Genomic DNA, 20,429 nt, shown 5'->3' with positions numbered 1-20,429 from the left:
TGGTGACCGCCGGTGCTTGTACCGTTCAACCATGCCTGAGCTCAGCCACCGGCGGCGCATGCTCGTACTGGGCATCTGCTGTACGAGCCTGCTGATCGTCAGCCTCGACAGCACCGTGCTGAATGTCGCGCTGCCGTCGATGCGGCGGGAGCTGGGCGCTTCCGTCGCCGGAATGCAGTGGACCATCGACGCCTACACCGTTGTCCTGGCGTCGCTGCTGATGCTCGCCGGGTCGACGGGCGACCGGGTCGGGCGGCGGCGCACCTTCCAGGCCGGGCTGGCGCTGTTCACCGTGGGATCGGCCCTGTGCAGCCTGGCGCCGAGCCTGCAGTGGCTGATCGCCTTCCGAATGGTGCAGGCGGTCGGCGGCTCGATGCTCAACCCCGTGGCGATGTCGATCATCACCAACACCTTCACCGAGCCCAGGGCACGCGCCCGCGCCATCGGTGTCTGGGGCGGGGTCGTCGGCATCAGCATGGCGGCGGGCCCGGTGATCGGCGGGCTGCTGGTCGAGTCCGTCGGCTGGCGGTCGATCTTCTGGATCAACATCCCCGTGGGTCTGGCGGCGCTGGTGCTCACGGCGTGCTACGTGCCGGAGTCGCGCGCCCCCAAGCCCCGCCGCATCGATCCCGTGGGCCAGCTGCTGGTGATCACGCTGCTGGGCTCGGTCACGTACGCGATCATCGAGGCGCCCGTGGCGGGCTGGTCCTCCCCGGTGATCACTGGCTGCCTCGCCATCGCCCTGGTGTCGCTCATCGCGCTGGTGCAGTACGAGCGCCGGCGCAGTGAGCCGCTGATCGATCCGCGCTTCTTCCGCAGCGCGCCCTTCAGCGGGGCGACGGTGATCGCGGTGTGCGCCTTCGCCGCGCTCGGCGGCTTCCTCTTCGTCAACACCCTGTATCTGCAGGACATACGGCATATGTCCGCCCTGCAGGCCGGACTGCACATGCTGCCGATGGCCGCCATGACCCTGCTCTTCGCTCCGCTGTCGGGGCGGCTGGTCGGCAGCCGTGGTCCCCGGCTGTCCATCCTGCTGGCCGGGCCGCTGATGGCAGGCAGCGGGCTGCTCTTCGCGCTGTTCGGGATGCAGTCCTCCGATGCCCTGCTGTTCACCGGCTACATCCTCTTCGGCATCGGCTTCGCCCTGGTGAACCCGCCGATCACCAACACCGCGGTCTCCGGCATGCCGCGGGCCCAGGCCGGCGTCGCGGCGGCGGTCGCCTCCACCAGCCGGCAGGTCGGCATCTCCCTCGGTGTCGCGGTGATCGGTTCGGTCCTGGCCTCGGGCGCCGGCCCCTCGGCGCCCGCGAGCGCGTTCCTCGACGCGAGCCGCTCCGCATGGTGGATCATCGCCGGCTGCGGCCTGGCCATCGTGGCTGTCGGTGCGCTCACCACCGGCCGCTGGGCGACGGCGACGGCCCGCCGTACCGCCGCCCGGCTGGAGTCGGCCGCGGCGGCTCATGCCGCCGCGAGCACCAGAGCGTGAAGCTTCTCCAGCCGCTCCCGGGCCCCGCCCCGCCCTCTGAGGCCACGGAATGAGCCGCACCACTCTGCGCTTCGTGCGCCACACGATCCGGCGCGAACCGGACCGCGGAGTCACCTTCCAAGCGGTCTGCGTCGCGTCTGGCCGCGACGGACCGGCCGCCGGGGCGTTCGGTGCGCGAACGCAGCCGCCGCGTGCCGTACCGCCGGCGACCGCCCCGGGTCCGGCCCGAATGACACCGCCCGCCCACCCCGTTGGGGTGGGCGGGCGTGTGAGAAACACGGGGCGGTGCCCGAGGCGGTTCAGCAGCCGAGGAGGCGGGCGCCCAGGTAGCCCTGGACCTGGTCGAGCGAGACCCGCTCCTGCTTCATGGTGTCGCGCTCGCGCACCGTCACCGCATTGTCGTCGAGCGTGTCGAAGTCGACGGTGACGCAGAACGGCGTACCGATCTCGTCCTGCCGCCGGTAGCGGCGGCCGATGGCGCCCGCGTCGTCGAACTCGATGTTCCAGTGCTTGCGCAGGTCGGCGGCGAGCCCCTTCGCCTTCGGGGACAGCTGCGGGTTCCGGGACAGCGGCAGCACCGCGACCTTGACCGGCGCCAGCCGCGGGTCAAGCCGCATGACGGTGCGCTTCTCCATCACACCCTTGGCGTTCGGCGCCTCGTCCTCGGTGTACGCGTCGAGCATGAAGGCGAGCATGGCGCGGTTGACACCGGCCGCCGGCTCGATGACGTACGGGGTCCAGCGCTCGCCGCCCTCCTGGTCGAAGTACGACAGGTCCTGGCCGGAGGCCTTGGAGTGCGCGGAGAGGTCGAAGTCGGTGCGGTTGGCCACACCCTCGAGCTCGGAGAACTCGGTGCCGCCGAAGTTGAAGCGGTACTCGATGTCAGCGGTGCGCTTGGAGTAGTGGGAGAGCTTCTCCTTGGGGTGCTCGTACCAGCGGATGTTCTCCTCGCGGAGGCCGAGGTCGCGGTACCAGTTCCAGCGCTGCTCCATCCAGTACTCGTGCCACTTCTCGTCCTCGCCCGGCTTGACGAAGAACTCCATCTCCATCTGCTCGAACTCACGGGTACGGAAGATGAAGTTGCCCGGAGTGATCTCGTTACGGAAGGACTTGCCGATCTGGGCGATGCCGAACGGCGGCTTCTTGCGCGAGGTCTGCTGCACGGCGGCGAAGTTGGTGAAGATGCCCTGCGCGGTCTCGGGGCGCAGATAGGCGACCGAGCCGGAGTCCTGGGTCGGGCCGAGGTGGGTGGAGAGCAGACCCGAGAACTGCTTGGGCTCGGTGAAGGCACCCTTGTTGCCGCAGTGCGGGCAATTGACGTCGGACAGACCGTTGGGGGGCAGGTGGCCGTGCTTGGCCTCGTACGCCTCCTCCAGGTGGTCCGCACGGAAGCGCTTGTGGCACGAGGTGCACTCGGTGAGCGGGTCGGTGAAGGTCGCCACATGGCCGGAGGCCTCCCAGACCTCGCGGGCCAGGATCACGGACGAGTCGATACCGACCACGTCGTCGCGCGAGGTGACCATGGAGCGCCACCACTGGCGCTTGATGTTCTCCTTGAGCTCGACGCCGAGCGGCCCGTAGTCCCAGGCGGCGCGCTGGCCGCCGTAGATCTCGCTGCACGGGTAGACAAAGCCACGGCGCTTGCTGAGGCTGACGATGGTGTCGATCTTGTCGGCGGCCACGGTGCTCTCTTCATTACGACGACGAAGCGGTGAGTGGAGTCTCCGCCGGCGCCCGCGTGCGGTGGCGATATCCGGCCCGCTGCGGCCGTCCAGCGAATACCTCAGATTACCGGCGGGCGCACCCCGCACACCAAATCGGGGGGTGGCCCCCGCCCAAGCAGCCGCTGACCATCTTTGTTGACAATCATTTCCAGCTTTGTTGAAAATGACTGTCATGAACGTAAGCCGTCGCCTCATATCCACCGGCGCGATCGCCGGAGCCGCCGCCCTGGGCCTCGCCTCGCTGACCGCCTGCACTACCTCACCGAACGCCGCAAGTGACGGGAAGGGCGACGGCAAGCTGCGGGTCACAGCGTCGTTCTACCCGATGGAGTTTCTCGCCAAGGAGATCGGCGGGGACCGGGTCAGCGTCACCGAGCTGACCAAGCCCGGGACCGAGCCGCACGACCTGGAGCTCACCCCGCAGCAGACCGCCGCGCTCGGTGAGTCCGACGTGATCGTCTACCTCAAGGGACTGCAGCCCGCCGTCGACGACGCGATCCAGCAGTCAGGGGTCAAGAACGTCGTCGACGCCGCCTCGCTCACCCACCTCGAGAACCACGGCACCGAGGTCGAGGGTCACGACCACACCACCGGCGACAACCACAGCGGCGGCGAGCATGAGGAGCATGGCGAGCATGAGGAGCACGCCGGCGCGGACCCGCACATCTGGCTCGACCCGGTGAAGTACGCCGAGGCCGCCAAGGGCGTCGAGAAGACCCTCGCCAAGGCCGATCCGGACCACGCGGCGACGTACCAGAAGAACGCCGACGCGCTGGTGAAGAAGCTCCAGACCCTGGACACCGAGTTCAAGAACGGGCTGAAGAACCGCACCTCGGACACCTTCATCACCACCCACGCCGCGTTCGGCTACCTCGCCGAGCGCTACGGCCTGGTCCAGGAGGCCATCAGCGGCCTCGACCCGGAGTCCGAGCCCAGCGCGGCCCGGATGAAGGAGCTGCACACCCTCGCCCAGGACAAGCACGTCAGCACGGTCTTCTTCGAGACCCTGGTCAGCGACAAGACCGCCAAGACGCTGGCGAGCGACCTCAAGGTCACAACCGATGTGCTCGACCCGATCGAGGGCATCACCCCCGACTCCAAGGGCGACGACTACTTCGAGGTCCAGCGAAACAACCTGCAGGCGCTGCGGAAGGCGCTCGGCGCCAAGTGACGGAGGCAGCCATGACCACCGGTACAGCCAGTTCGGAGCCTGTCATATCCCTCCGCGGAGCCACCGCCTCACTCGGTGCGCGCCCGGTGCTGCGCGGCATCGACCTCACCGTGCGGCGCGGCGAGGTCGTGGCGCTGCTCGGCGCCAACGGCTCGGGCAAGTCGACGGCCGTGCGCGCGGTGATCGGCCAGGTGCCGCTCAGCAGCGGTGAGTTGGAGCTGTTCGGCACCCCCCACCGCCGCTTCCGCGAGTGGGCCCGCATCGGATACGTGCCGCAGCGCACCACCGCCGCCGGCGGGGTGCCCGCGACCGTACGCGAGGTGGTCGCCGCCGGGCGGCTGGCCCGTACCCGGCTGGCGCTGCCGCGCAAGGCCGACCGGAAGGCGGTCGACCGGGCCCTGGAGCTGGTGGGCATGGCCGACCGGGCCAGGGACTCGGTGAACGCGCTGTCCGGCGGCCAGCACCAGCGGGTGCTCATCGCCCGCGCGCTGGCCGTCGAACCGGAACTGCTGATCATGGACGAGCCGATGGCGGGCGTCGACCAGGCCAACCAGCAGGTGCTGGCGGACACCCTGCGCGACCAGGTCGCCGCGGGTATCACCGTGTTGCTCGTCCTGCATGAACTCGGCCCGCTGGAGCCGCTGATCGACCGGGCGGTGGTGCTGCGCGACGGCTGCGTGGTCCACGACGGGCCGCCGCCGAAGGCCGTCGGCCAGCACGCGCTGCCCGGCCACGACCATGTGCACCCGCACGCGGACGTGGCGGCCGAACCGATCCGGACGGGACTGCTGAGCTGATGGAGCTTCTCAACTACGCCTTTATGCAGCGGGCCCTGCTCGCCGCCGTGCTGGTCGGCATCACCGCCCCGGCCGTCGGGATCTACCTCGTCCAGCGCCGGCAGGCGATCATGGGCGACGGGATCGGGCACGTCGCCCTGACCGGTGTCGCACTCGGCTTTCTGCTGAACACCAGCCCGGTGTGGATGGCCGTGGCCGTCGCGTCGCTCGGCGCGGTCGCCATGGAGCTGATCCGCTCCTACGGCAGGGCGCGCGGCGATCTGGCGCTGGCGATGCTCTTCTACGGCGGCATGGCCGGCGGCGTACTGCTGATCAATCTCGCGCCGAACGGGTCCAACGCCAATCTCACCACGTATCTGTTCGGCTCGATCACCACGGTCTCGCCGCAGGACGTCACGACGATCTGCATCCTGGCCGCCCTGGTGGCTCTGGTCACGCTGGGGCTGCGGAGGCAGCTGTTCGCCGTGTGCCAGGACGAGGAGTTCGCGCGGGTCACCGGCCTGCCCGTACGGCTGCTGAATCTGCTGCTGGCCGTGACGGCGGCCGTCACCGTGACCGTGGCCATGCGGGTCGTCGGGCTGCTGCTGGTCAGCGCACTGATGGTGGTGCCGGTGGCAGCCGCTCAGCAGGCCACCCGGGGCTTTGTGACGACACTCGCGCTCGCGGTCGGCATCGGTGTCGTCGTCACGCTGTCCGGAACGGTCTACTCCTTCTACGCCGACGTGCCGCCCGGCGCGAGCATCGTCGTGCTGGCGATAGCGGTTTTCGGCCTGATCACCGCGCTCGCCGCACCGTTGGCCAGACGGCGTGCCGCCAAGGCCGCATGGGCAGAGGAACAGTGCACCCTGGATATGTCGGGCACACGCTCGCCAGGCGACGACGTCCGGGTCTAGCCGGTCCGGCGCAGGATGGCTGGCACAATGACCCTCGTACGGGCGGACGGGCGAACAGAGGAGGTAACGGTGGCTACCGCGGGATCCCCAGTGCGCGGCCGGTCGACCCGGCAGCGCGCCGCAGTGGCGGCTGCCCTGGACGAGGTTGACGAGTTCCGCAGCGCCCAGGAACTGCACGACCTGCTCCGCCACCGCGGCGACTCGGTCGGCCTGACCACCGTCTACCGCACCCTGCAGTCCCTCGCGGACGCCGGCGAGGTCGATGTCCTGCGCACCAGCGACGGCGAGGCCGTCTACCGCCGGTGCAGCACCGACGACCACCACCACCATCTGGTGTGCCGCGGCTGCGGCAAGGCGGTTGAGGTCGAGGGCCCGGCGGTCGAGAAGTGGGCGGAGCAGATCGCGGCCGACAACGGCTTCGTGGACGTCGCGCACACCATCGAGATCTTCGGCACCTGCGGCGACTGCGCGGCAGCGACGGCCGAGAGCTGAACGGCGATGCCGCCGGGGCCAGAGCCCCGGCGGCATCGGCATCTCATCCGAGCGCTGTGCACACCGCGGCGAAGATGAGCAGCTTCCGCCGCAGGCGCCCCGACGTGGTTGCTGCGGACCCGCGCGCGCAGCGCGGCCGTCGGGTCGTCCACGGTCGGCCGGCAGACCAGCTCCAGCGCCTGTCCGTCGACGACATCCCCGGCATTGCGCCCCTGTTCATCCCCCCGGTGCGATGATCCACGGGATCGTACCGGGGAGGTCAGGGCGTCGGCCTGGGGACTACCGGGCCTCCTCGGCCGCCTGCGCTTCCTTGGCCAGCAGCTGCTCATTGGGGATGGCGCCGCCGAAGCGGCGGTCCCGGGAGGCGTATTCGACGCACGCCCGCCACAGGTCACGCCGGTCGAAGTCCGGCCACAGCACGTCCTGGAAGACCATCTCTGCGTAAGCGGTCTGCCAGATCAGGAAGTTGGAGGTGCGCTGCTCACCGGAAGGCCGGAGGAACAGGTCCACATCCGGCATGTCCGGGTAGTACAGGTACTTCGCGAAGGTCTTCTCCGAGACCTTCGCCGGGTCGAGCCGGCCGGCCTTCACATCGGCCGCCAGCGCCTGCGCCGCGTCCGCGATCTCCGCCCGACCGCCGTAGTTCATGCAGAAGTACAGCGTGAGCGCGTCGTTGTCCTTGGTCTGCTCCTGGGCGATCTGGAGCTCCTTGGCCACCGACTTCCACAGCTTGGGCATCCGGCCCACCCAGCGCACCCGGACACCGAGGGCGTCGAGCTGGTCGCGGGTCTTGCGGATGAAGTCGCGGTTGAAGTTCATCAGGAAGCGCACCTCGTCCGGCGAGCGCTTCCAGTTCTCGGTGGAGAAGGCGTACAGGGAAACGCTCCCGATGCCCATCTCGATCGCGCCCTGCAGCACGTCCAGTACGCGCTCGGCGCCGACCTTGTGCCCCTCCGTGCGCGGAAGACCGCGTTCCTTCGCCCAACGGCCGTTGCCGTCCATGACGATCGCCACATGCTTCGGCACCAGCTCGCCCGGGATCTTCGGCGGGCGCGCACCGGAGGGATGCGGGTCCGGAGCCCGGTACTCGCGTCGGGGGCGGCCCAGAAACCCGCGTCGTGCCATGCGGTCCACGTCTCCTGTCTCGTTCTCTCGACTACTGCTTGTCGTACGCCGTGTTGCCATGCGTCACTGCTCCACATAGCGCAGCGAGCGCAGCCCCCGCTCCAGGTGCCAGTGCAGGTACGCCGCCACCAGGCCGCTGCCCTCACGGACGTGCCGGGGCTCGCACGCGTCCGCAGTCTCCCAGTCCCCGGTCAGCAGCGCACCAAGGAGGGTCAGCGCCTCCGAGGAGGGTACGACGCTGCCGGGCGCCCGGCACTCCGCGCAGACCACACCGCCCGCCGCGACCGAGAAGAACCGGTTCGGCCCGGGCATACCGCACTTCGCGCAGGCATCAAAGCTGGGGGCGTAGCCATTGACGGCGAGGGAGCGGAGCAGGAAGGCGTCGAGCACCAGATTCGGGGCGTGCGCCCCGCCGGCCAGGGTCCGCAACCCGCCCACCAGCAGCAGATACTGCTGCACGGCGGGCTCGCCCTCATGATCGGTGAACCGCTCGGCGGTCTCGAGCATGGCGGTGCCGGCGGTGTAGCGGGCGTAGTCGGTGACGATGTCACCACCGTACGGAGCGATGGTCTCGCTCTGCGTGCACAGCGGCAGCCCACGGCCGACCAGTTCGCTGCCGCGCGCGAAGAACTGCACGTCGACATGCGAGAAGGGCTCCAGCCGGGCCCCGAACTTCGACTTGGTACGGCGCACTCCGCGAGCGACGGCCCGCACCCGGCCATGGCCCCGGGTGAGCAGGGTGATGATCCGGTCCGCTTCACCCAGCTTCTGAGTGCGCAGCACGATGCCGTCGTCGCGGAACAGAGTCATGCGGTCATTGTCCCGTACGGGAGGGCCGGCTGGGGCGGCCGGGGCGAACGCCGGTCAGTACGGGGTACGGGCCGCCGCGGCCAGGAGGCGCAGGGTGTCGCCCTGGCTGATCAGCAGGGCGCGGCCGACGGCGGCGAGGGCCTGGCGCTCGGCGGGTCGGTACGGGCCGTCGGCGAGGGCGATCCGCGCACCCTGCAGCAGGATGCCCTCGCGGCCTGCGGGGGCAAGGTGCGGGGCGAGCGGGTCGAGCGCCTCGTGGAGCTCGATGGTGAGCGCCGTGCCGCTGTCGGCGATCCCGTCCTGGTGCGCCTCGGGCAGCCGCCCGGCGTCGGCGGCCAGCGCCTCGATGAGGATGATCAACTGCTCCTCGGTGCAGTCGGCGAACCCTGCGCCACGCACCGCCTCGACCGCGGCCTCGCGGGCCGTACGGGCCTCGGCGCCGCCGGCCGCGAGAATGGCGAGGGCGACGGTGTGCACGGCGTCGCGGAGCATCGCCGAGAAGCGGGTGGTCGTGGGGTGGTCCAGAACGTCGGTCCCGAAGTGGCTCCGGCAGGCCGCGCATTCGATCACCGGGCCCGCGCCGCCGCGCGGAAGGAGGGGGATGCCGAGCAGGGCGAGCACACGGCGGCCGGTGCGCCGGCGGTAACTGCGGTCGCCGCCGCAGTCGGGACAGAAGAATTCGCCGTCGCCGACCGTGTGCCAGGTCGTGCGCACTCCCCACACGCGCTGCAGCTGCATCCGCGCACCTCCGGCAGGTCGGCTCGAAACGTCACCGACACGGACCGCCGCCAGTCGGTGACTCTTCGGCAGCGGCGCCGTGTTGGACGTGATGTTAACCACATCCGGATGTGGCGTCAGTACCGGGAACGAGACAACGACGTCCCGCACACCCGGCGAGGGGCGTGCGGGGCGTCGGAACGGGCGCTGATGCGCCGCGCGTGAGCAGGCCGGTGCGCCCGGTGACGAAGGCGCTAACGCCGAGCGCGGTTGACCGCGGAGACGACCGCCTTCAGGGAGGCGCGCACCGTGTTGGCGTCGATGCCGACGCCCCACAGCACCTTGCCGTCCACGGCGCACTCCACGTACGCGGCGGCCTGCGCCGTCGCGCCCTCGCTCTGCGCGTGCTCGGCGTAGTCCAGTACCCGTACGTCCACGCCGATCGCGCCCAGCGCGTCGATGAACGCCGCGATCGGGCCGTTGCCGGTGCCGGTGAGGACCGTGTCCTGGCCGTCCACGACAGCCTCCACCGTCAGCGCGTCGCCGCCCTCGCCGGTCGTCGAGGTCTGCGCCGAGCGCAGCGCGATCCGGCCCCACGGGTTCGCATCCGTCGGCAGGTACTCGTCCTGGAAGACCGACCAGATCTGTGCCGGGGTGACCTCGCCGCCCTCGGCGTCCGTCTTCGCCTGGATGATCTTCGAGAACTCGATCTGCATCCGGCGCGGCAGGTCCAGCTTGTGGTCGTTCTTCAGGACGTAAGCGACACCGCCCTTGCCGGACTGCGAGTTGACGCGGATGACCGCCTCGTACGACCGGCCGACGTCCTTCGGGTCGATCGGCAGGTACGGGACCGCCCACGTGATCTCGTTCACCGGCTTGCCCTGCGCCCGGGCTTCGGCCTCCAGGGCCTCGAAGCCCTTCTTGATGGCGTCCTGGTGGGAGCCGGAGAACGCGGTGTAGACGAGGTCGCCCGCGTACGGGTGGCGCGGGTGGATCGACATCTGGTTGCAGTACTCGGCGGTACGGCGGATCTCGTCGATCTGCGAGAAGTCGATCTGCGGGTCGACGCCCTGGCTGAACAGGTTCATGCCCAGCGTCACCAGGTCGACGTTGCCGGTGCGCTCGCCCTGCCCGAACAGGCAGCCCTCGACGCGGTCCGCGCCCGCCATGACGGCCAGCTCGGCGGCCGCCACCGCGGTGCCGCGGTCGTTGTGCGGGTGGGTGGACAGACAGATGTACTCACGGCGCGACAGGTTGCGCGACATCCACTCGAAGCGGTCGGCGTGGGTGCTCGGCGTCGAACGCTCCACCGTGGCGGGCAGGTTGAGGATGATCTCGCGGCCCTCCTCGGGCTGCCAGACGTCCATGACCCCCTCGCAGACCTCCAGCGCGAAGTCCAGCTCGGTGTCGGTGAAGATCTCGGGGCTGTACTGGTAGCCGAAGATCGTGTCGTCGCCGAGGATCTTCTCGGCGTACTCCATCACCAGCCGGGTGCCGTCGGTGGCGATGGCCTTGACCTCCTCGCGGCTGCCGCGGAAGACCACCCGGCGGAAGACGGGCGCGGTCGCGTTGTACAGGTGCACGGTCGCCCGGTGCGCACCGCGCAGCGACTCGATGGTCCGCTCGATCAGCTCCTCGCGTGCCTGTACGAGGACGGAGATCGTCACATCCTCGGGGATCGCGCCGTCTTCGATGATCGAGCGTACGAACGCGAAGTCGGTGTCACCGGACGACGGGAAGCCGACCTCGATCTCCTTGTAGCCCATCTTGACCAGCAGATCGAACATCGCGCGCTTGCGAGCGGGCGACATCGGGTCGATCAGCGCCTGGTTGCCGTCACGCAGGTCGGTGGACAGCCAGCGGGGGGCCTTGGTGATGCGCTTGTCCGGCCAGGTGCGGTCGGGGAGGTCCACGGCCTCGTACGGCGTGTACCGGTGGACCGGCATCCCGGACGGCCGCTGGGTGACGGTGGCGGCGGTGATGGGCGTGGGGCGACCGACGGAATTCGGTGAAGTCATCTGCGCTGGGCTCCTGTCGAGGAAAGTCGACGGCCGACGGTGGGCAACACCGAACTCCGCGGGGAGGGAGTCGGCCTACGACAACAGGCCCTCGCCGCGGCAGCTAAGAAGAAGCAGCCCGAAACGCATGGTGATCGCAGCTTAGCCGACGGGGCGAGGGACACCGAGTTCTGTTTCAGTATGCAAGACGCGTCAGAAGTAAAGGGCGAAGAGTGACGAATCACTCCTTTTCATCAACCCCTGACTGCAAGCAGTGACAGCCCGGTGACCCGATGCCACATTATCCGGATGGACGCCAACACCGCCATCTGCACGATCGTGCCGCCGCATGTCCTCGACAAGCTCGCCCAGGCCGGGGACGCCGCATTCGCCGACCCGGCCCGCCGCACGCTGGAGCACGACGCCCTCCAGCGGACCCGCCGCCGGCTCACCACCGTCATCGGCACCCGGGCCGCCGGAGCGCCCACGGGCCCCGACGACAGGCCGCAGCGGACCGTCTACGACGCCAAGCACCACCAGATGCTGCCGGGCAAGAAGGTGCGCTCCGAAGGCGACCCCGCCACCCGGGACGCGACGGTCAACCGCGCCTACGCCGGGCTCGGCGCGACCTTCGAGCTGTATCTGCACGCCTACGGCTGGCGCTCGATCGACGACGCCGGGCTGCCGCTGGACGCGACCGTCCACTACGGCGAGAGTTACGGCAACGCCTTCTGGGACGGCGAGCGGATGGTCTTCGGCGACGGTGACGGCGAGATCTTCCTCGACTTCACCATTCCGGTGGACGTCATCGGCCACGAGCTCACCCACGGCGTCACCCAGTACACCGCCAACCTGGAGTACTTCGGCCAGTCCGGCGCCCTCAACGAGTCGCTCTCCGATGTCTTCGGCTCGCTGATCAAGCAGTACACGCTCGGGCAGACCGCCGACCAGGCCGACTGGCTGATCGGCGCCGGCCTCCTCGGGCCAGGCGTCACGGGCGAGGCGCTGCGTTCGCTGAAGGCCCCGGGCACGGCGTACGACGACGACGTCCTCGGCAAGGACCCGCAGCCCGCCAGGATGGCCGACTACGTCCGCACCGGCCGCGACAACGGCGGCGTGCACATCAACTCCGGCATCCCCAACCACGCCTTCTACCTGGCCGCCAAGGCCCTCGGCGGCCACGCCTGGGAGCGGGCGGGCCAGATCTGGTACGACGTGCTCACCAGGGGCGAGCTGGCCACGGACGCCGGCTTCGCCTCCTTCGCCCAGCTCACGGTCGCCGCGGCCGCCGCCCGCTACGGGGAGGGCGATGAGCACGAGGCGCTGCTGAAGTCCTGGTCCCAGGTCGGCGTCCTGGTTGAGTGACAGCCGCTGCGGAGTCGGTGCGCAGCGGGTAGAGATGGACTCATGCGAATCAAGGTGAGGCGTACCGGAGGGTTCGCGGGGATCGAGCGGCACAGCGAGGTGGACACCTCGGGCCGGCCCGATGCCCGCGAGTGGCAGGCCCTGGCCGAGGCGGCGGAAGCCGACGGCCGGGGCACGCCCCCCGTTGGTGTGCCGGACGGCTTCAGCTACCAGATCACGGTCGACGACCGCACGTTCTACTGCGCGGATCCACGGCTGAACGAGGCGCAGCGCACCCTGGTCTCCCGCGTCCTCAAGGAAGGCGCCTGACCGGGCAGGGCCCTGAACTTTCCTTGTTTGCGGTGCCCTTGACTCCTTCGCACCGGCCCAAGATGATCCCGGCTCGGGCCGATCCGAGCCATGGGGTGAGAAGGATGTCCGCATCCGCAGACACATCCACGTCCGCTTCCACGTCCGCACGGCCGCTTCCGGCCTTCCCACCGGACTTCCTCTGGGGCGTGTCCACCTCCGCCCAGCAGATCGAGGGGGCGGTGGGTGAGGACGGCCGCGGGCCCTCGACCTGGGACCTCTTCGCGGCCGAGCCGGGCCGGATCAAGGACGGCGGCGATGCGTCCGTCGCCACCGACCACTACCACCGCCACCGGGAGGACGTCGGCCTCCTCAGGGACCTGGGCGTCGGCGCGTACCGCTTCTCGATCGCCTGGCCGCGCGTGGTCCCGGGCGGCTGTGGCCGGGTCAACCAGCGCGGACTGGACTTCTACGACCGCCTCGTCGACGAGCTGTGCGCGGCGGGCGTACGGCCCGTGCCGACCCTCTACCACTGGGACACCCCAGCGCCGGTGGAGGCGGCCGGAGGCTGGCTCGTACGGGACACCGCGCAGCGGTTCGCCGATTACGTGGACGTGGTCGCCAAGCGGCTCGGCGACCGGGTGCGGATGTGGATCACGGTCAACGAACCGGCCGAGGTGACCCTGCTGGGCTATGGCCTCGGCGAGCACGCGCCTGGCAAGCGGCTGCTGTTCGACGCGCTGCCCGCCGCACACCACCAGCTCCTGGCGCACGGGCTGGCCGTCCGGGCGCTGCGCGCCCGCGGCGCCCGCAGCGTCGGGATTGCCAACTCCCACTCCCCGGTGTGGCCGCGGTCGGGCGCGGAGGCCGACTCCGGGGCCGCGGAGCTGTACGACGTCCTCACCAACCGGATGTTCAGCGACCCGATCCTGCTGGGGCGCTACCCCGACGAGGGCTTGGCGGCGATGCTGCCCGGCCCGGTGGGGGAGGATCTGAAGGTCATCTCCGAGCCGCTGGACTGGTACGGGATCAACTACTACCAGCCGAGTCTGGCCGGGGCCCCGGAGGCGGACGGGGGCAGCGCGGGGGACGCCGAATTCGCCGGGATCGCGCTGCCCGCGGAGCTTCCGTTCCGGCTGCACCCCATCGAGGGGCGCCCGCGCACCGACTTCGACTGGCCCGTTGTCCCCGAGGGCCTGTCCGAGCTGCTGATCTGTTTCCGCGACCGGTACGGCGACCGGCTGCCGCCGATCGTCATCACCGAGAACGGCTGCTCGTACGGCGAGGAGGTCCACGACGCGCGCCGGATCGACTTCCTCGACGGACATCTGCGCGAGCTGCACCGGGCCATGGCGGCGGGCGTGGACGTACGCGGCTACTTCGTCTGGTCGCTGATGGACAACTTCGAGTGGGCGGAGGGCTACGCGCAGCGCTTCGGCCTGGTCCACATCGACTACGAGACCCTGGCCCGGACCCCGAAGGACTCCTTCCGCTGGCTGCGTGAGGTCATACGGACGGCGTCCGCCGGGTGACCGTCTCCGCCTCCGGCCAAGCCGGCCCTCCCCGCCTGCCCGCCGCGTTGCCCGATGCCCTCGCCGAGCCGGTCGAATGCCCGGCGCGAAGCCCCGGGCACCACTCAGAAGCCGAGCTTGCGCAGCTGCTTCGGATCGCGCTGCCAGTCCTTGGCGACCTTCACATGAAGGTCGAGGAAGACCGGCGTACCGAGCAGCGCCTCAATGTGCTTGCGCGACTTGATCCCCACCTGCTTCAGCCGCGCGCCCTTCGGCCCGATGACGATGCCCTTCTGGCTGGGCCGCTCGATGAAGACGTTGGCGTGGATGTCCAGCAGCGGCTTGTCCGCCGGACGGCCCTCGCGCGGCAGCATCTCCTCGACGACGACCGCGATGGAGTGCGGCAGCTCGTCCCGTACGCCCTCCAGCGCCGCCTCGCGGATCAGCTCGGCGACCATGACCTGCTCGGGCTCGTCGGTGAGGTCGCCCTCGGGGTAGAGCGCCGGGCCCTCGGGGAGCAGGGGGATGAGGAGGTCGGCGAGGAGCGACACCTGGTCGTCCCCGACCGCCGAGACAGGGACGATCTCGGCCCACTCGATGCCCAGCTCCTTGCCGAGCCGGTCGACGGCGAGCAGCTGCTCGGCGAGCTGCTTGGAGTCCACCAGGTCGGTCTTGGTGACGACGGCGACCTTGGGGGTCTTCTTGATCCCGGCGAGCTCGCCGGCGATGAAGCGGTCGCCGGGGCCGATCTTCTGGTCGGCGGGCAGACAGAAGCCGATGACGTCGACCTCCGCCCAGGTGGTGCGGACGACGTCGTTCAGACGCTCGCCGAGCAGCGTGCGCGGCTTGTGCAGACCCGGGGTGTCGACCAGGACGAGCTGGGCGTCGGGGCGGTGCACGATGCCGCGGACGGTGTGCCGGGTAGTCTGCGGGCGGTTGGAGGTGATCGCCACCTTCGTCCCGACCAGGGCGTTGGTCAGCGTCGATTTGCCCGCGTTGGGGCGCCCGACGAAACAGGCGAAGCCGGCCCGGTGCGGGGCAGCCTCCGGCTCGGGCAGGGACGAGGGGGAACGGTCGCTCATAGCGACCATTCTCCCCCACCCTCGAGGGGCCACCGTACGCCTGGCTGTATGCGGAAACCGCCTACGTTCGCGGCGTGCATGGGCGTGACTCCGCTCCCCCACCTGAAAGGAGGGGGCTTCCAACCCGAGGGTTGCGGTCCAGCCCGAACCGATCCCTTGCGGGACGGACTTCAGCCCGCGGTGACAGCGGCGCGCAGCCTTCCGTCGGGCGCGGCGAGCAGCACCGGGGTCTCCGGCCCGCCGAGGTCCCGTACGGCAGCGCGGTCCACGTCCTTGACGGCGACGTCGTCGGAGACGACGGCCGCGGCCTCCAGCGACTTCGCCCCGCTGGCGACGGCCATCGCGACGGCGGTCTGCAGCGCGGTGAGCTTCAGTGACGGGAGCTCGACAGTCCCCGCGACATACGTCCTGCCGGACTCATCCCGTACGGCAGCGCCCTCCGGTACGGCGTTGCGCGCCCGCGTGGAGCGGGCCAGCGTGATGATCTTGCGGTCCTCGGGGTCCAGGTCGGTGCTCTCCGTCATACGACGATCATAGAGATCCGCCCGGCCGCCGTGCGCGCGGGTGCCCGGTCAGTCCGCGGCCGCGCCCGCCTCGTCCTCGTCCTGCGGCTCCTCGGTCCGGACCGGCTCGACCAGGACGGTCAGAATCCGGTTCCGGCGGCCCGCGGCGGACTCGGCGGTCAGCCGCAGCGCCTTGAGCCCGGCGGCCGAGGCGTTCTCGGAGACATCGACCTCGGCGACCGCGCCCGCGATCGGGACGCGGCCCAGCCACTTGGCGAGCAGCCCGCCGACCGTCTCCACGTCCTCGTCGTCCAGCTCGAAGTCGTACAGCTCGCCGAGGTCTCCGATGTCCAGACGGGCGGTGACCCGGTACCGGCCGTCGCCCAGGTCCTCGACCGGCGGCAGCTCGCGGTCGTACTCGTCGGTGATCTCCCCGACGATCTCCTCGAGGATGTCCTCGATGGTGACGATGCCCGCCGTGCCGCCGTACTCGTCGATGACGACGGCGACATGAGTACGGGCCTGCTGCATCTCGCGCAGCAGGTCGCCGGCGTTCTTGGTGTCGGGCACGAAGAGCGCGGGCCGCATCGCCGTGGAGACCAGCTCGGTCTCTGCCTCCCGGTTGATATGCGTCTTACGGACCAGGTCCTTGAGGTAGACGATGCCGACGATGTCGTCCTCGCTCTCCCCCGTCACCGGAATACGGGAGAAGCCGGAGCGCAGCGCGAGAGTGAGCGCCTGCCGGATCGTCTTGGCGCGCTCGATGACGACCAGGTCGGTGCGCGGCACCATCACCTCGCGCACCAGGGTGTCGCCCAGCTGGAAGACCGAGTGCACCATACGGCGCTCATCGGCCTCGATGAGCTGCTCCTGCTCGGCCAGGTCGACCGCGGCGCGCAGCTCGGCCTCGGAGGCGAACGGGCCCTTGCGGAAGCCCTTGCCGGGCGTCAGGGCGTTACCGAGGAGGATCAGCAGCTGCGGGATGGGCCCCATGATCCGGGCCAGTGGCAGCAGGACGTACGCGGCCGCCGTGGCGGTATTCAGCGGGTGCTGGCGGCCGATGGTGCGCGGGGAGACGCCCACGGCGACATAGGAGACGAGGACCATCACGCCGATGGCGACGGCCAGGGCCTCCGCGGTGCTGTCGAACTCCCGGAGGCAGACGTAGGTGACCAGAACGCCCGCCGCCATTTCGCAGGCGACGCGCACCAGCAGCGCGACGTTGAGATAGCGCGTGGGGTCCTCGGCGACCGCCAGCAGCTTGGCGCTGCCCCGGCGCCCGGACCGTACGGCCTCCTCGGCGCGGAAGCGGGTCGTACGGGCCAGACCGGCCTCGGCGCAGGCCGCCAGCCAGGCGATGACGACCAGCAGCACGGCGGCCGTGATCAGCTGCCCGGTCATCGTGTCGTGGGGGCCGGGGAGGGCCCGTCGATGCCTTGCTCGGCACGCCAGCCGTCGATGATCGCCTTCTGGAGGCCGAACATCTCGGCCTTCTCGTCGGGCGCCTCGTGGTCGTAGCCGAGCAGGTGGAGAACGCCGTGGACGGTGAGGAGCTGCAGCTCCTCGTCCATCGAGTGCTGCGTCGGAGCCTCCTCACCCTGCTTCTTGGCCACCTCCGGGCAGAGCACGATGTCGCCGAGGAGCCCCTGCGGGGGCTCCTCGTCGTCCTTGGCGGGCGGGCGCAGCTCGTCCATCGGGAAGGACATGACGTCCGTCGGCCCCGGCAGGTCCATCCACTGCAGGTGGAGCTGCTCCATGGCGTCGGCGTCGACGACGATCACCGAGAGCTCGGACAGCGGGTGGATACGCATCCGGGCGAGTGCGTAGCGGGCGACGTCGAGGATCGCCCGCTCGTCGATGTCCGTGCCGGATTCGTTGTTGACGTCGATCGACATGGTGGCTTGGTTTTTACTTTCCGTTGCGCTCGTCGTACTGCTGGTACGCATCGACGATACGGCTCACCAGCTTGTGGCGGACCACGTCGTGGCTGGTGAGGTACGCGAAGTGCAGGTCGTGGACGCCCTGCAGGATGTCCCGGACCTGACGCAGACCGCTGGTGGTCCCGCCCGGGAGGTCGATCTGGGTGATGTCGCCCGTGACGACGACCTTGGAGTTGAACCCCAGCCGGGTAAGGAACATCTTCATCTGCTCGGGGTTCGTGTTCTGCGCCTCGTCGAGGATGATGAACGCGTCGTTGAGCGTCCGGCCGCGCATATACGCCAGCGGCGCCACCTCGATCGTCCCGGCCGCCATCAGCCGCGGGATCGAGTCCGGGTCCAGCATGTCGTGGAGCGCGTCGTAGAGCGGGCGCAGATACGGGTCGATCTTCTCGTAGAGCGTGCCGGGCAGGAATCCCAGCCGCTCGCCCGCCTCGACCGCCGGCCGGGTCAGGATGATCCGGTTGACCTGCTTGGACTGCAGGGCCTGGACCGCCTTGGCCATGGCGAGATAGGTCTTGCCGGTGCCGGCGGGGCCGATGCCGAAGACGACCGTGTGCTTGTCGATGGCGTCGACGTAGCGCTTCTGGTTGACGGTCTTGGGGCGGATGGTGCGACCGCGGTTGGAGAGGATGTTCTGGGTGAGCACCTCGGAGGGGGTCTCGATCGCGCCTGCCGTTCCTGCCGTCTCCTCGCGCAGCATCGCGATCGAACGTTCCACCGCATCCTCCGTCATCGGGGCGCCGGTGCGCAGCACCAGCAGCATTTCGTCGAACAGGCGCTGGATCAGCGCGACTTCCGCGGGGTCGCCCACGGCGCTGACTACATTGCCGCGCACATGGATGTCGGTTGTCGGGAACGCCTTCTCGATCACCCGCAGCAAGGAGTCACCGGAGCCCAGGACCGTCACCATGGGGTGCTTGGCAGGGACGGTGAAGTGGGCGCGTGCCTCTTCCGGCGCGGGGGTGTTGGCTGTGGATGTCTGAGTCATGGGCCGGCTCTCTGGCCTGCTGATCCCGCCTTCTTCGCTCGACACGCCGTGCGTGTCCGCACGGCCCCTCGGGATACCAAGCCTACGACGGAGCACCGACAACGCCCGAGTCCTTGTCCGAGCCTCTGTTTCCCCGGCTGTTGTCCCGGCTGTCCTCACGGCGGGCGGATCCGGCCCGGCGGTCAGCGTTGCCGGAAGCCGATCGTGGGGACGGCGCGGCGCAGCGGCCAGGGCCGGGCGGCCGCCGGCAGCAGCTCGTCCAGGAAGGCGTACCGCCGCAGCGCCTCAGGTGACTGGTCGTCGTACGACTTCACGTGCTGCCACCAGGCCGCGATCTCCACCCAGCCGGGGGCGGAGAGGGAGCCGCCGAACTCCTGCACCGACAGGGCGGCGGTCAGACCGGCGAAGGCGAGCCGGTCGGCGAGCGGCCAGCCGGCCAGCGTGCCGGTGACGTATCCGGCGACGAAGACGTCCCCGGCCCCGGTCGGGTCCAGCGCGTCGACCTCGATGGCGGGCACTTCGGCGGTCTCGCCGGTGCGGCCGTCGACCGCGTACGCGCCCTGCGCGCCCATGGTGACGACAGCGACCGGGACCATGTCTGCGAGGGCGCGGGCGGCGGCGCGCGGGCAGTCGGTGCGGGTGTAGCGCATCGCCTCCTCGGCGTTCGGCAGGAAGGCCTCGCAGTGCTCCAGGTCGGCCAGGGCGTCCAGCTCCCAGCGACCCGTTTCGTCCCAGCCGATGTCGGCGAAGATGCGGCTGCCGCGGCGGGCGGCGGAGGCGACCCAGTCCTCGTCGCGGCCGGGGGTGAGGGAGGCGACGCAGGCACGGGAGGGCGGCGGGCACCCAGGGGTGGCGTCGCGCTCGGGCACAGCGGGCGGCGGGGCCTCGTGGCCGTGCGAGACCATCGTGCGCTCGCCCTCGTACGCCATGGAGACGGTGACCGGGGAGTGCCAGCCCGGAACCCGGTGGGACTGGGCCAGATCGATGCCCTCGCCGTTTTCGAGGGCGTCCCAGCAGTAGTCGCCGTACATGTCGTCGCCGAAAGCGGCGGCGAGCGAGGTACGCAGGCCGAGCCGGGCCAGGGCGGTGGCCATGTTCGCCACGCCGCCGGGGCTGGAGCCCATGCCGCGCGCCCAGGACTCGGTGCCGCGCACCGGAGCGCTGTCCAGGCCGGTGAAGATGATGTCGAGGAAGACGGTGCCGGTGAGGTAGACGTCGCACTCCGGATCGTCGGGTGCGCGCACCCCGGCGAGCGGATCGAGCAGGGAAACACTCGCGGCCGGGCCGGCCCCAGCCGTGGCGGAGGGGCGCGTCGTCGGGGCGAACCACTCGCCCTGTCCGCCGCCGTGCCAGGGCGCCGGGCCGGCGGCGCCCGTCGGAGGCTCCCCATTCGCTCGTGCCACGGTGCCCTCCCGTTCCGCCGAATCGCTTGAATCGCTGCAGGTCATCCCCACTGTCTCCCATCGCTCGCGAGAGGCCAAGCACCTGCGGTGCGATACGTTGCCGCCAGGCAGGACGCGATGACGGTTTCGGACGGCGG

General features: G+C 70.2%; 19 protein-coding genes. 8 read left to right on the top strand and 11 right to left on the bottom strand.

The features are described from left to right. Positions 1-31: 31 nt before the first annotated feature. Positions 32-1,486 carry an MFS transporter gene (locus ACY34J_RS12135; RefSeq protein ID WP_462728317.1) on the top strand — a complete coding sequence of 485 codons (1,455 nt, stop codon included), beginning with the start codon at positions 32-34 and terminating at the stop codon, positions 1,484-1,486. A gap of 299 nt (positions 1,487-1,785) precedes the next feature. On the opposite strand, the gene ACY34J_RS12130 is transcribed toward ACY34J_RS12135, so the two are convergent. Next, positions 1,786-3,168, bottom strand: coding sequence for a glycine--tRNA ligase (locus ACY34J_RS12130; RefSeq protein WP_462728316.1), 1,383 nt, complete (start codon positions 3,166-3,168; stop codon positions 1,786-1,788). A 214-nt stretch (positions 3,169-3,382) separates the two neighbouring features. Here ACY34J_RS12130 and ACY34J_RS12125 point away from each other — a divergent pair, with 214 nt between their 5' ends. From ACY34J_RS12125 to ACY34J_RS12110, 4 genes are all read left to right on the top strand, one after another. After that, on the top strand, positions 3,383-4,381 hold the full coding sequence (locus ACY34J_RS12125) for a metal ABC transporter substrate-binding protein (RefSeq protein ID WP_462728315.1): 999 nt from the start codon (positions 3,383-3,385) through the stop codon (positions 4,379-4,381). A gap of 11 nt (positions 4,382-4,392) precedes the next feature. Then, the gene (locus ACY34J_RS12120) at positions 4,393-5,178 is read left to right on the top strand and encodes a metal ABC transporter ATP-binding protein (RefSeq protein ID WP_462728314.1); all 786 of its coding nucleotides are present in this window, start codon (positions 4,393-4,395) and stop codon (positions 5,176-5,178) included. After that, positions 5,178-6,071 carry a metal ABC transporter permease gene (locus ACY34J_RS12115; protein WP_462728313.1) on the top strand — a complete coding sequence of 298 codons (894 nt, stop codon included), beginning with the start codon at positions 5,178-5,180 and terminating at the stop codon, positions 6,069-6,071. Before ACY34J_RS12120 ends, ACY34J_RS12115 begins: the two co-directional genes overlap by 1 nt. A gap of 69 nt (positions 6,072-6,140) precedes the next feature. Beyond that, positions 6,141-6,563 (top strand): Fur family transcriptional regulator, encoded by a 423-nt coding sequence (locus ACY34J_RS12110; protein WP_462728312.1) that lies wholly within the window; start codon positions 6,141-6,143, stop codon positions 6,561-6,563. A gap of 279 nt (positions 6,564-6,842) precedes the next feature. On the opposite strand, the gene ACY34J_RS12105 is transcribed toward ACY34J_RS12110, so the two are convergent. The 4 genes from ACY34J_RS12105 to leuA all read right to left on the bottom strand — a co-directional run bounded on the left by ACY34J_RS12105 (position 6,843) and on the right by leuA (position 11,233). Further along, positions 6,843-7,688, bottom strand: coding sequence for an isoprenyl transferase (locus tag ACY34J_RS12105; protein WP_462728311.1), 846 nt, complete (start codon positions 7,686-7,688; stop codon positions 6,843-6,845). A gap of 63 nt (positions 7,689-7,751) precedes the next feature. Further along, entirely contained in the window at positions 7,752-8,498 is a 747-nt protein-coding gene (recO, locus tag ACY34J_RS12100; protein WP_462728310.1) for a DNA repair protein RecO, read from the bottom strand. 54 nt (positions 8,499-8,552) lie between these two features. Continuing rightward, positions 8,553-9,236, bottom strand: a complete 684-nt coding sequence (locus ACY34J_RS12095; protein ID WP_462728309.1) for a TerB family tellurite resistance protein — start codon at positions 9,234-9,236, stop codon at positions 8,553-8,555. Between the two features lie 233 nt (positions 9,237-9,469). Then, the gene (leuA, locus tag ACY34J_RS12090; protein WP_462728308.1) at positions 9,470-11,233 is read right to left on the bottom strand and encodes a 2-isopropylmalate synthase; all 1,764 of its coding nucleotides are present in this window, start codon (positions 11,231-11,233) and stop codon (positions 9,470-9,472) included. A gap of 288 nt (positions 11,234-11,521) precedes the next feature. Here leuA and ACY34J_RS12085 point away from each other — a divergent pair, with 288 nt between their 5' ends. The 3 genes from ACY34J_RS12085 (at position 11,522) to ACY34J_RS12075 (ending at position 14,397) form a co-directional block, all read left to right on the top strand. Then, entirely contained in the window at positions 11,522-12,577 is a 1,056-nt protein-coding gene (locus ACY34J_RS12085) for a M4 family metallopeptidase (RefSeq protein ID WP_462728307.1), read from the top strand. A 42-nt stretch (positions 12,578-12,619) separates the two neighbouring features. Next, a complete protein-coding gene (locus ACY34J_RS12080; protein ID WP_462728306.1) occupies positions 12,620-12,886 on the top strand; it encodes a protealysin inhibitor emfourin in 267 nt (88 codons plus the stop codon). Between the two features lie 104 nt (positions 12,887-12,990). Then, positions 12,991-14,397 (top strand): GH1 family beta-glucosidase, encoded by a 1,407-nt coding sequence (locus ACY34J_RS12075; RefSeq protein ID WP_462728305.1) that lies wholly within the window; start codon positions 12,991-12,993, stop codon positions 14,395-14,397. A gap of 104 nt (positions 14,398-14,501) precedes the next feature. Here ACY34J_RS12075 and era read toward each other — a convergent pair whose 3' ends face one another. The 6 genes from era to ACY34J_RS12045 form a co-directional block, all read right to left on the bottom strand. Then, the gene (era, locus tag ACY34J_RS12070) at positions 14,502-15,467 is read right to left on the bottom strand and encodes a GTPase Era (protein WP_462728304.1); all 966 of its coding nucleotides are present in this window, start codon (positions 15,465-15,467) and stop codon (positions 14,502-14,504) included. A gap of 161 nt (positions 15,468-15,628) precedes the next feature. After that, positions 15,629-15,982 carry a cytidine deaminase gene (locus ACY34J_RS12065; RefSeq protein WP_462728303.1) on the bottom strand — a complete coding sequence of 118 codons (354 nt, stop codon included), beginning with the start codon at positions 15,980-15,982 and terminating at the stop codon, positions 15,629-15,631. 48 nt (positions 15,983-16,030) lie between these two features. Then, entirely contained in the window at positions 16,031-17,362 is a 1,332-nt protein-coding gene (locus ACY34J_RS12060) for a hemolysin family protein (protein ID WP_462728302.1), read from the bottom strand. Next, complete coding sequence (gene ybeY, locus ACY34J_RS12055) at positions 17,359-17,856, bottom strand: rRNA maturation RNase YbeY (protein WP_462728301.1); 498 nt, start codon at positions 17,854-17,856, stop codon at positions 17,359-17,361. Before ybeY ends, ACY34J_RS12060 begins: the two co-directional genes overlap by 4 nt. Before the next feature lie 13 nt (positions 17,857-17,869). Then, positions 17,870-18,889 carry a PhoH family protein gene (locus ACY34J_RS12050; RefSeq protein WP_462728300.1) on the bottom strand — a complete coding sequence of 340 codons (1,020 nt, stop codon included), beginning with the start codon at positions 18,887-18,889 and terminating at the stop codon, positions 17,870-17,872. Between the two features lie 182 nt (positions 18,890-19,071). Beyond that, positions 19,072-20,154: a carbohydrate kinase family protein gene (locus ACY34J_RS12045; protein WP_462728331.1), complete on the bottom strand. Its 1,083-nt coding sequence runs from the start codon at positions 20,152-20,154 to the stop codon at positions 19,072-19,074. Positions 20,155-20,429: the final 275 nt, after the last annotated feature.

Source organism: Streptomyces sp. HSS9-12 (genome assembly GCF_054963655.1).
This window is presented reverse-complemented; position numbering and strand designations above follow the sequence as displayed.

What these genes read in the sequence shown, in the direction of transcription:
- ACY34J_RS12135 (WP_462728317.1), top strand. Translation starts at nt 32, where the DNA reads ATGCCTGAGCTCAGCCACCGGCGGCGCATGCTCGTACTGGGCATCTGC.
- ACY34J_RS12125 (WP_462728315.1), top strand. Translation starts at nt 3,383, where the DNA reads ATGAACGTAAGCCGTCGCCTCATATCCACCGGCGCGATCGCCGGAGCC.
- ACY34J_RS12120 (WP_462728314.1), top strand. Translation starts at nt 4,393, where the DNA reads ATGACCACCGGTACAGCCAGTTCGGAGCCTGTCATATCCCTCCGCGGA.
- ACY34J_RS12115 (WP_462728313.1), top strand. Translation starts at nt 5,178, where the DNA reads ATGGAGCTTCTCAACTACGCCTTTATGCAGCGGGCCCTGCTCGCCGCC.
- ACY34J_RS12105 (WP_462728311.1), bottom strand. Translation starts at nt 7,688, where the DNA reads ATGGCACGACGCGGGTTTCTGGGCCGCCCCCGACGCGAGTACCGGGCT.
- recO (WP_462728310.1), bottom strand. Translation starts at nt 8,498, where the DNA reads ATGACTCTGTTCCGCGACGACGGCATCGTGCTGCGCACTCAGAAGCTG.
- ACY34J_RS12095 (WP_462728309.1), bottom strand. Translation starts at nt 9,236, where the DNA reads ATGCAGCTGCAGCGCGTGTGGGGAGTGCGCACGACCTGGCACACGGTC.
- leuA (WP_462728308.1), bottom strand. Translation starts at nt 11,233, where the DNA reads ATGACTTCACCGAATTCCGTCGGTCGCCCCACGCCCATCACCGCCGCC.
- ACY34J_RS12085 (WP_462728307.1), top strand. Translation starts at nt 11,522, where the DNA reads ATGGACGCCAACACCGCCATCTGCACGATCGTGCCGCCGCATGTCCTC.
- ACY34J_RS12080 (WP_462728306.1), top strand. Translation starts at nt 12,620, where the DNA reads ATGCGAATCAAGGTGAGGCGTACCGGAGGGTTCGCGGGGATCGAGCGG.
- ACY34J_RS12075 (WP_462728305.1), top strand. Translation starts at nt 12,991, where the DNA reads ATGTCCGCATCCGCAGACACATCCACGTCCGCTTCCACGTCCGCACGG.
- era (WP_462728304.1), bottom strand. Translation starts at nt 15,467, where the DNA reads ATGGTCGCTATGAGCGACCGTTCCCCCTCGTCCCTGCCCGAGCCGGAG.
- ACY34J_RS12065 (WP_462728303.1), bottom strand. Translation starts at nt 15,982, where the DNA reads ATGACGGAGAGCACCGACCTGGACCCCGAGGACCGCAAGATCATCACG.
- ACY34J_RS12060 (WP_462728302.1), bottom strand. Translation starts at nt 17,362, where the DNA reads ATGACCGGGCAGCTGATCACGGCCGCCGTGCTGCTGGTCGTCATCGCC.
- ybeY (WP_462728301.1), bottom strand. Translation starts at nt 17,856, where the DNA reads ATGTCGATCGACGTCAACAACGAATCCGGCACGGACATCGACGAGCGG.
- ACY34J_RS12050 (WP_462728300.1), bottom strand. Translation starts at nt 18,889, where the DNA reads ATGACTCAGACATCCACAGCCAACACCCCCGCGCCGGAAGAGGCACGC.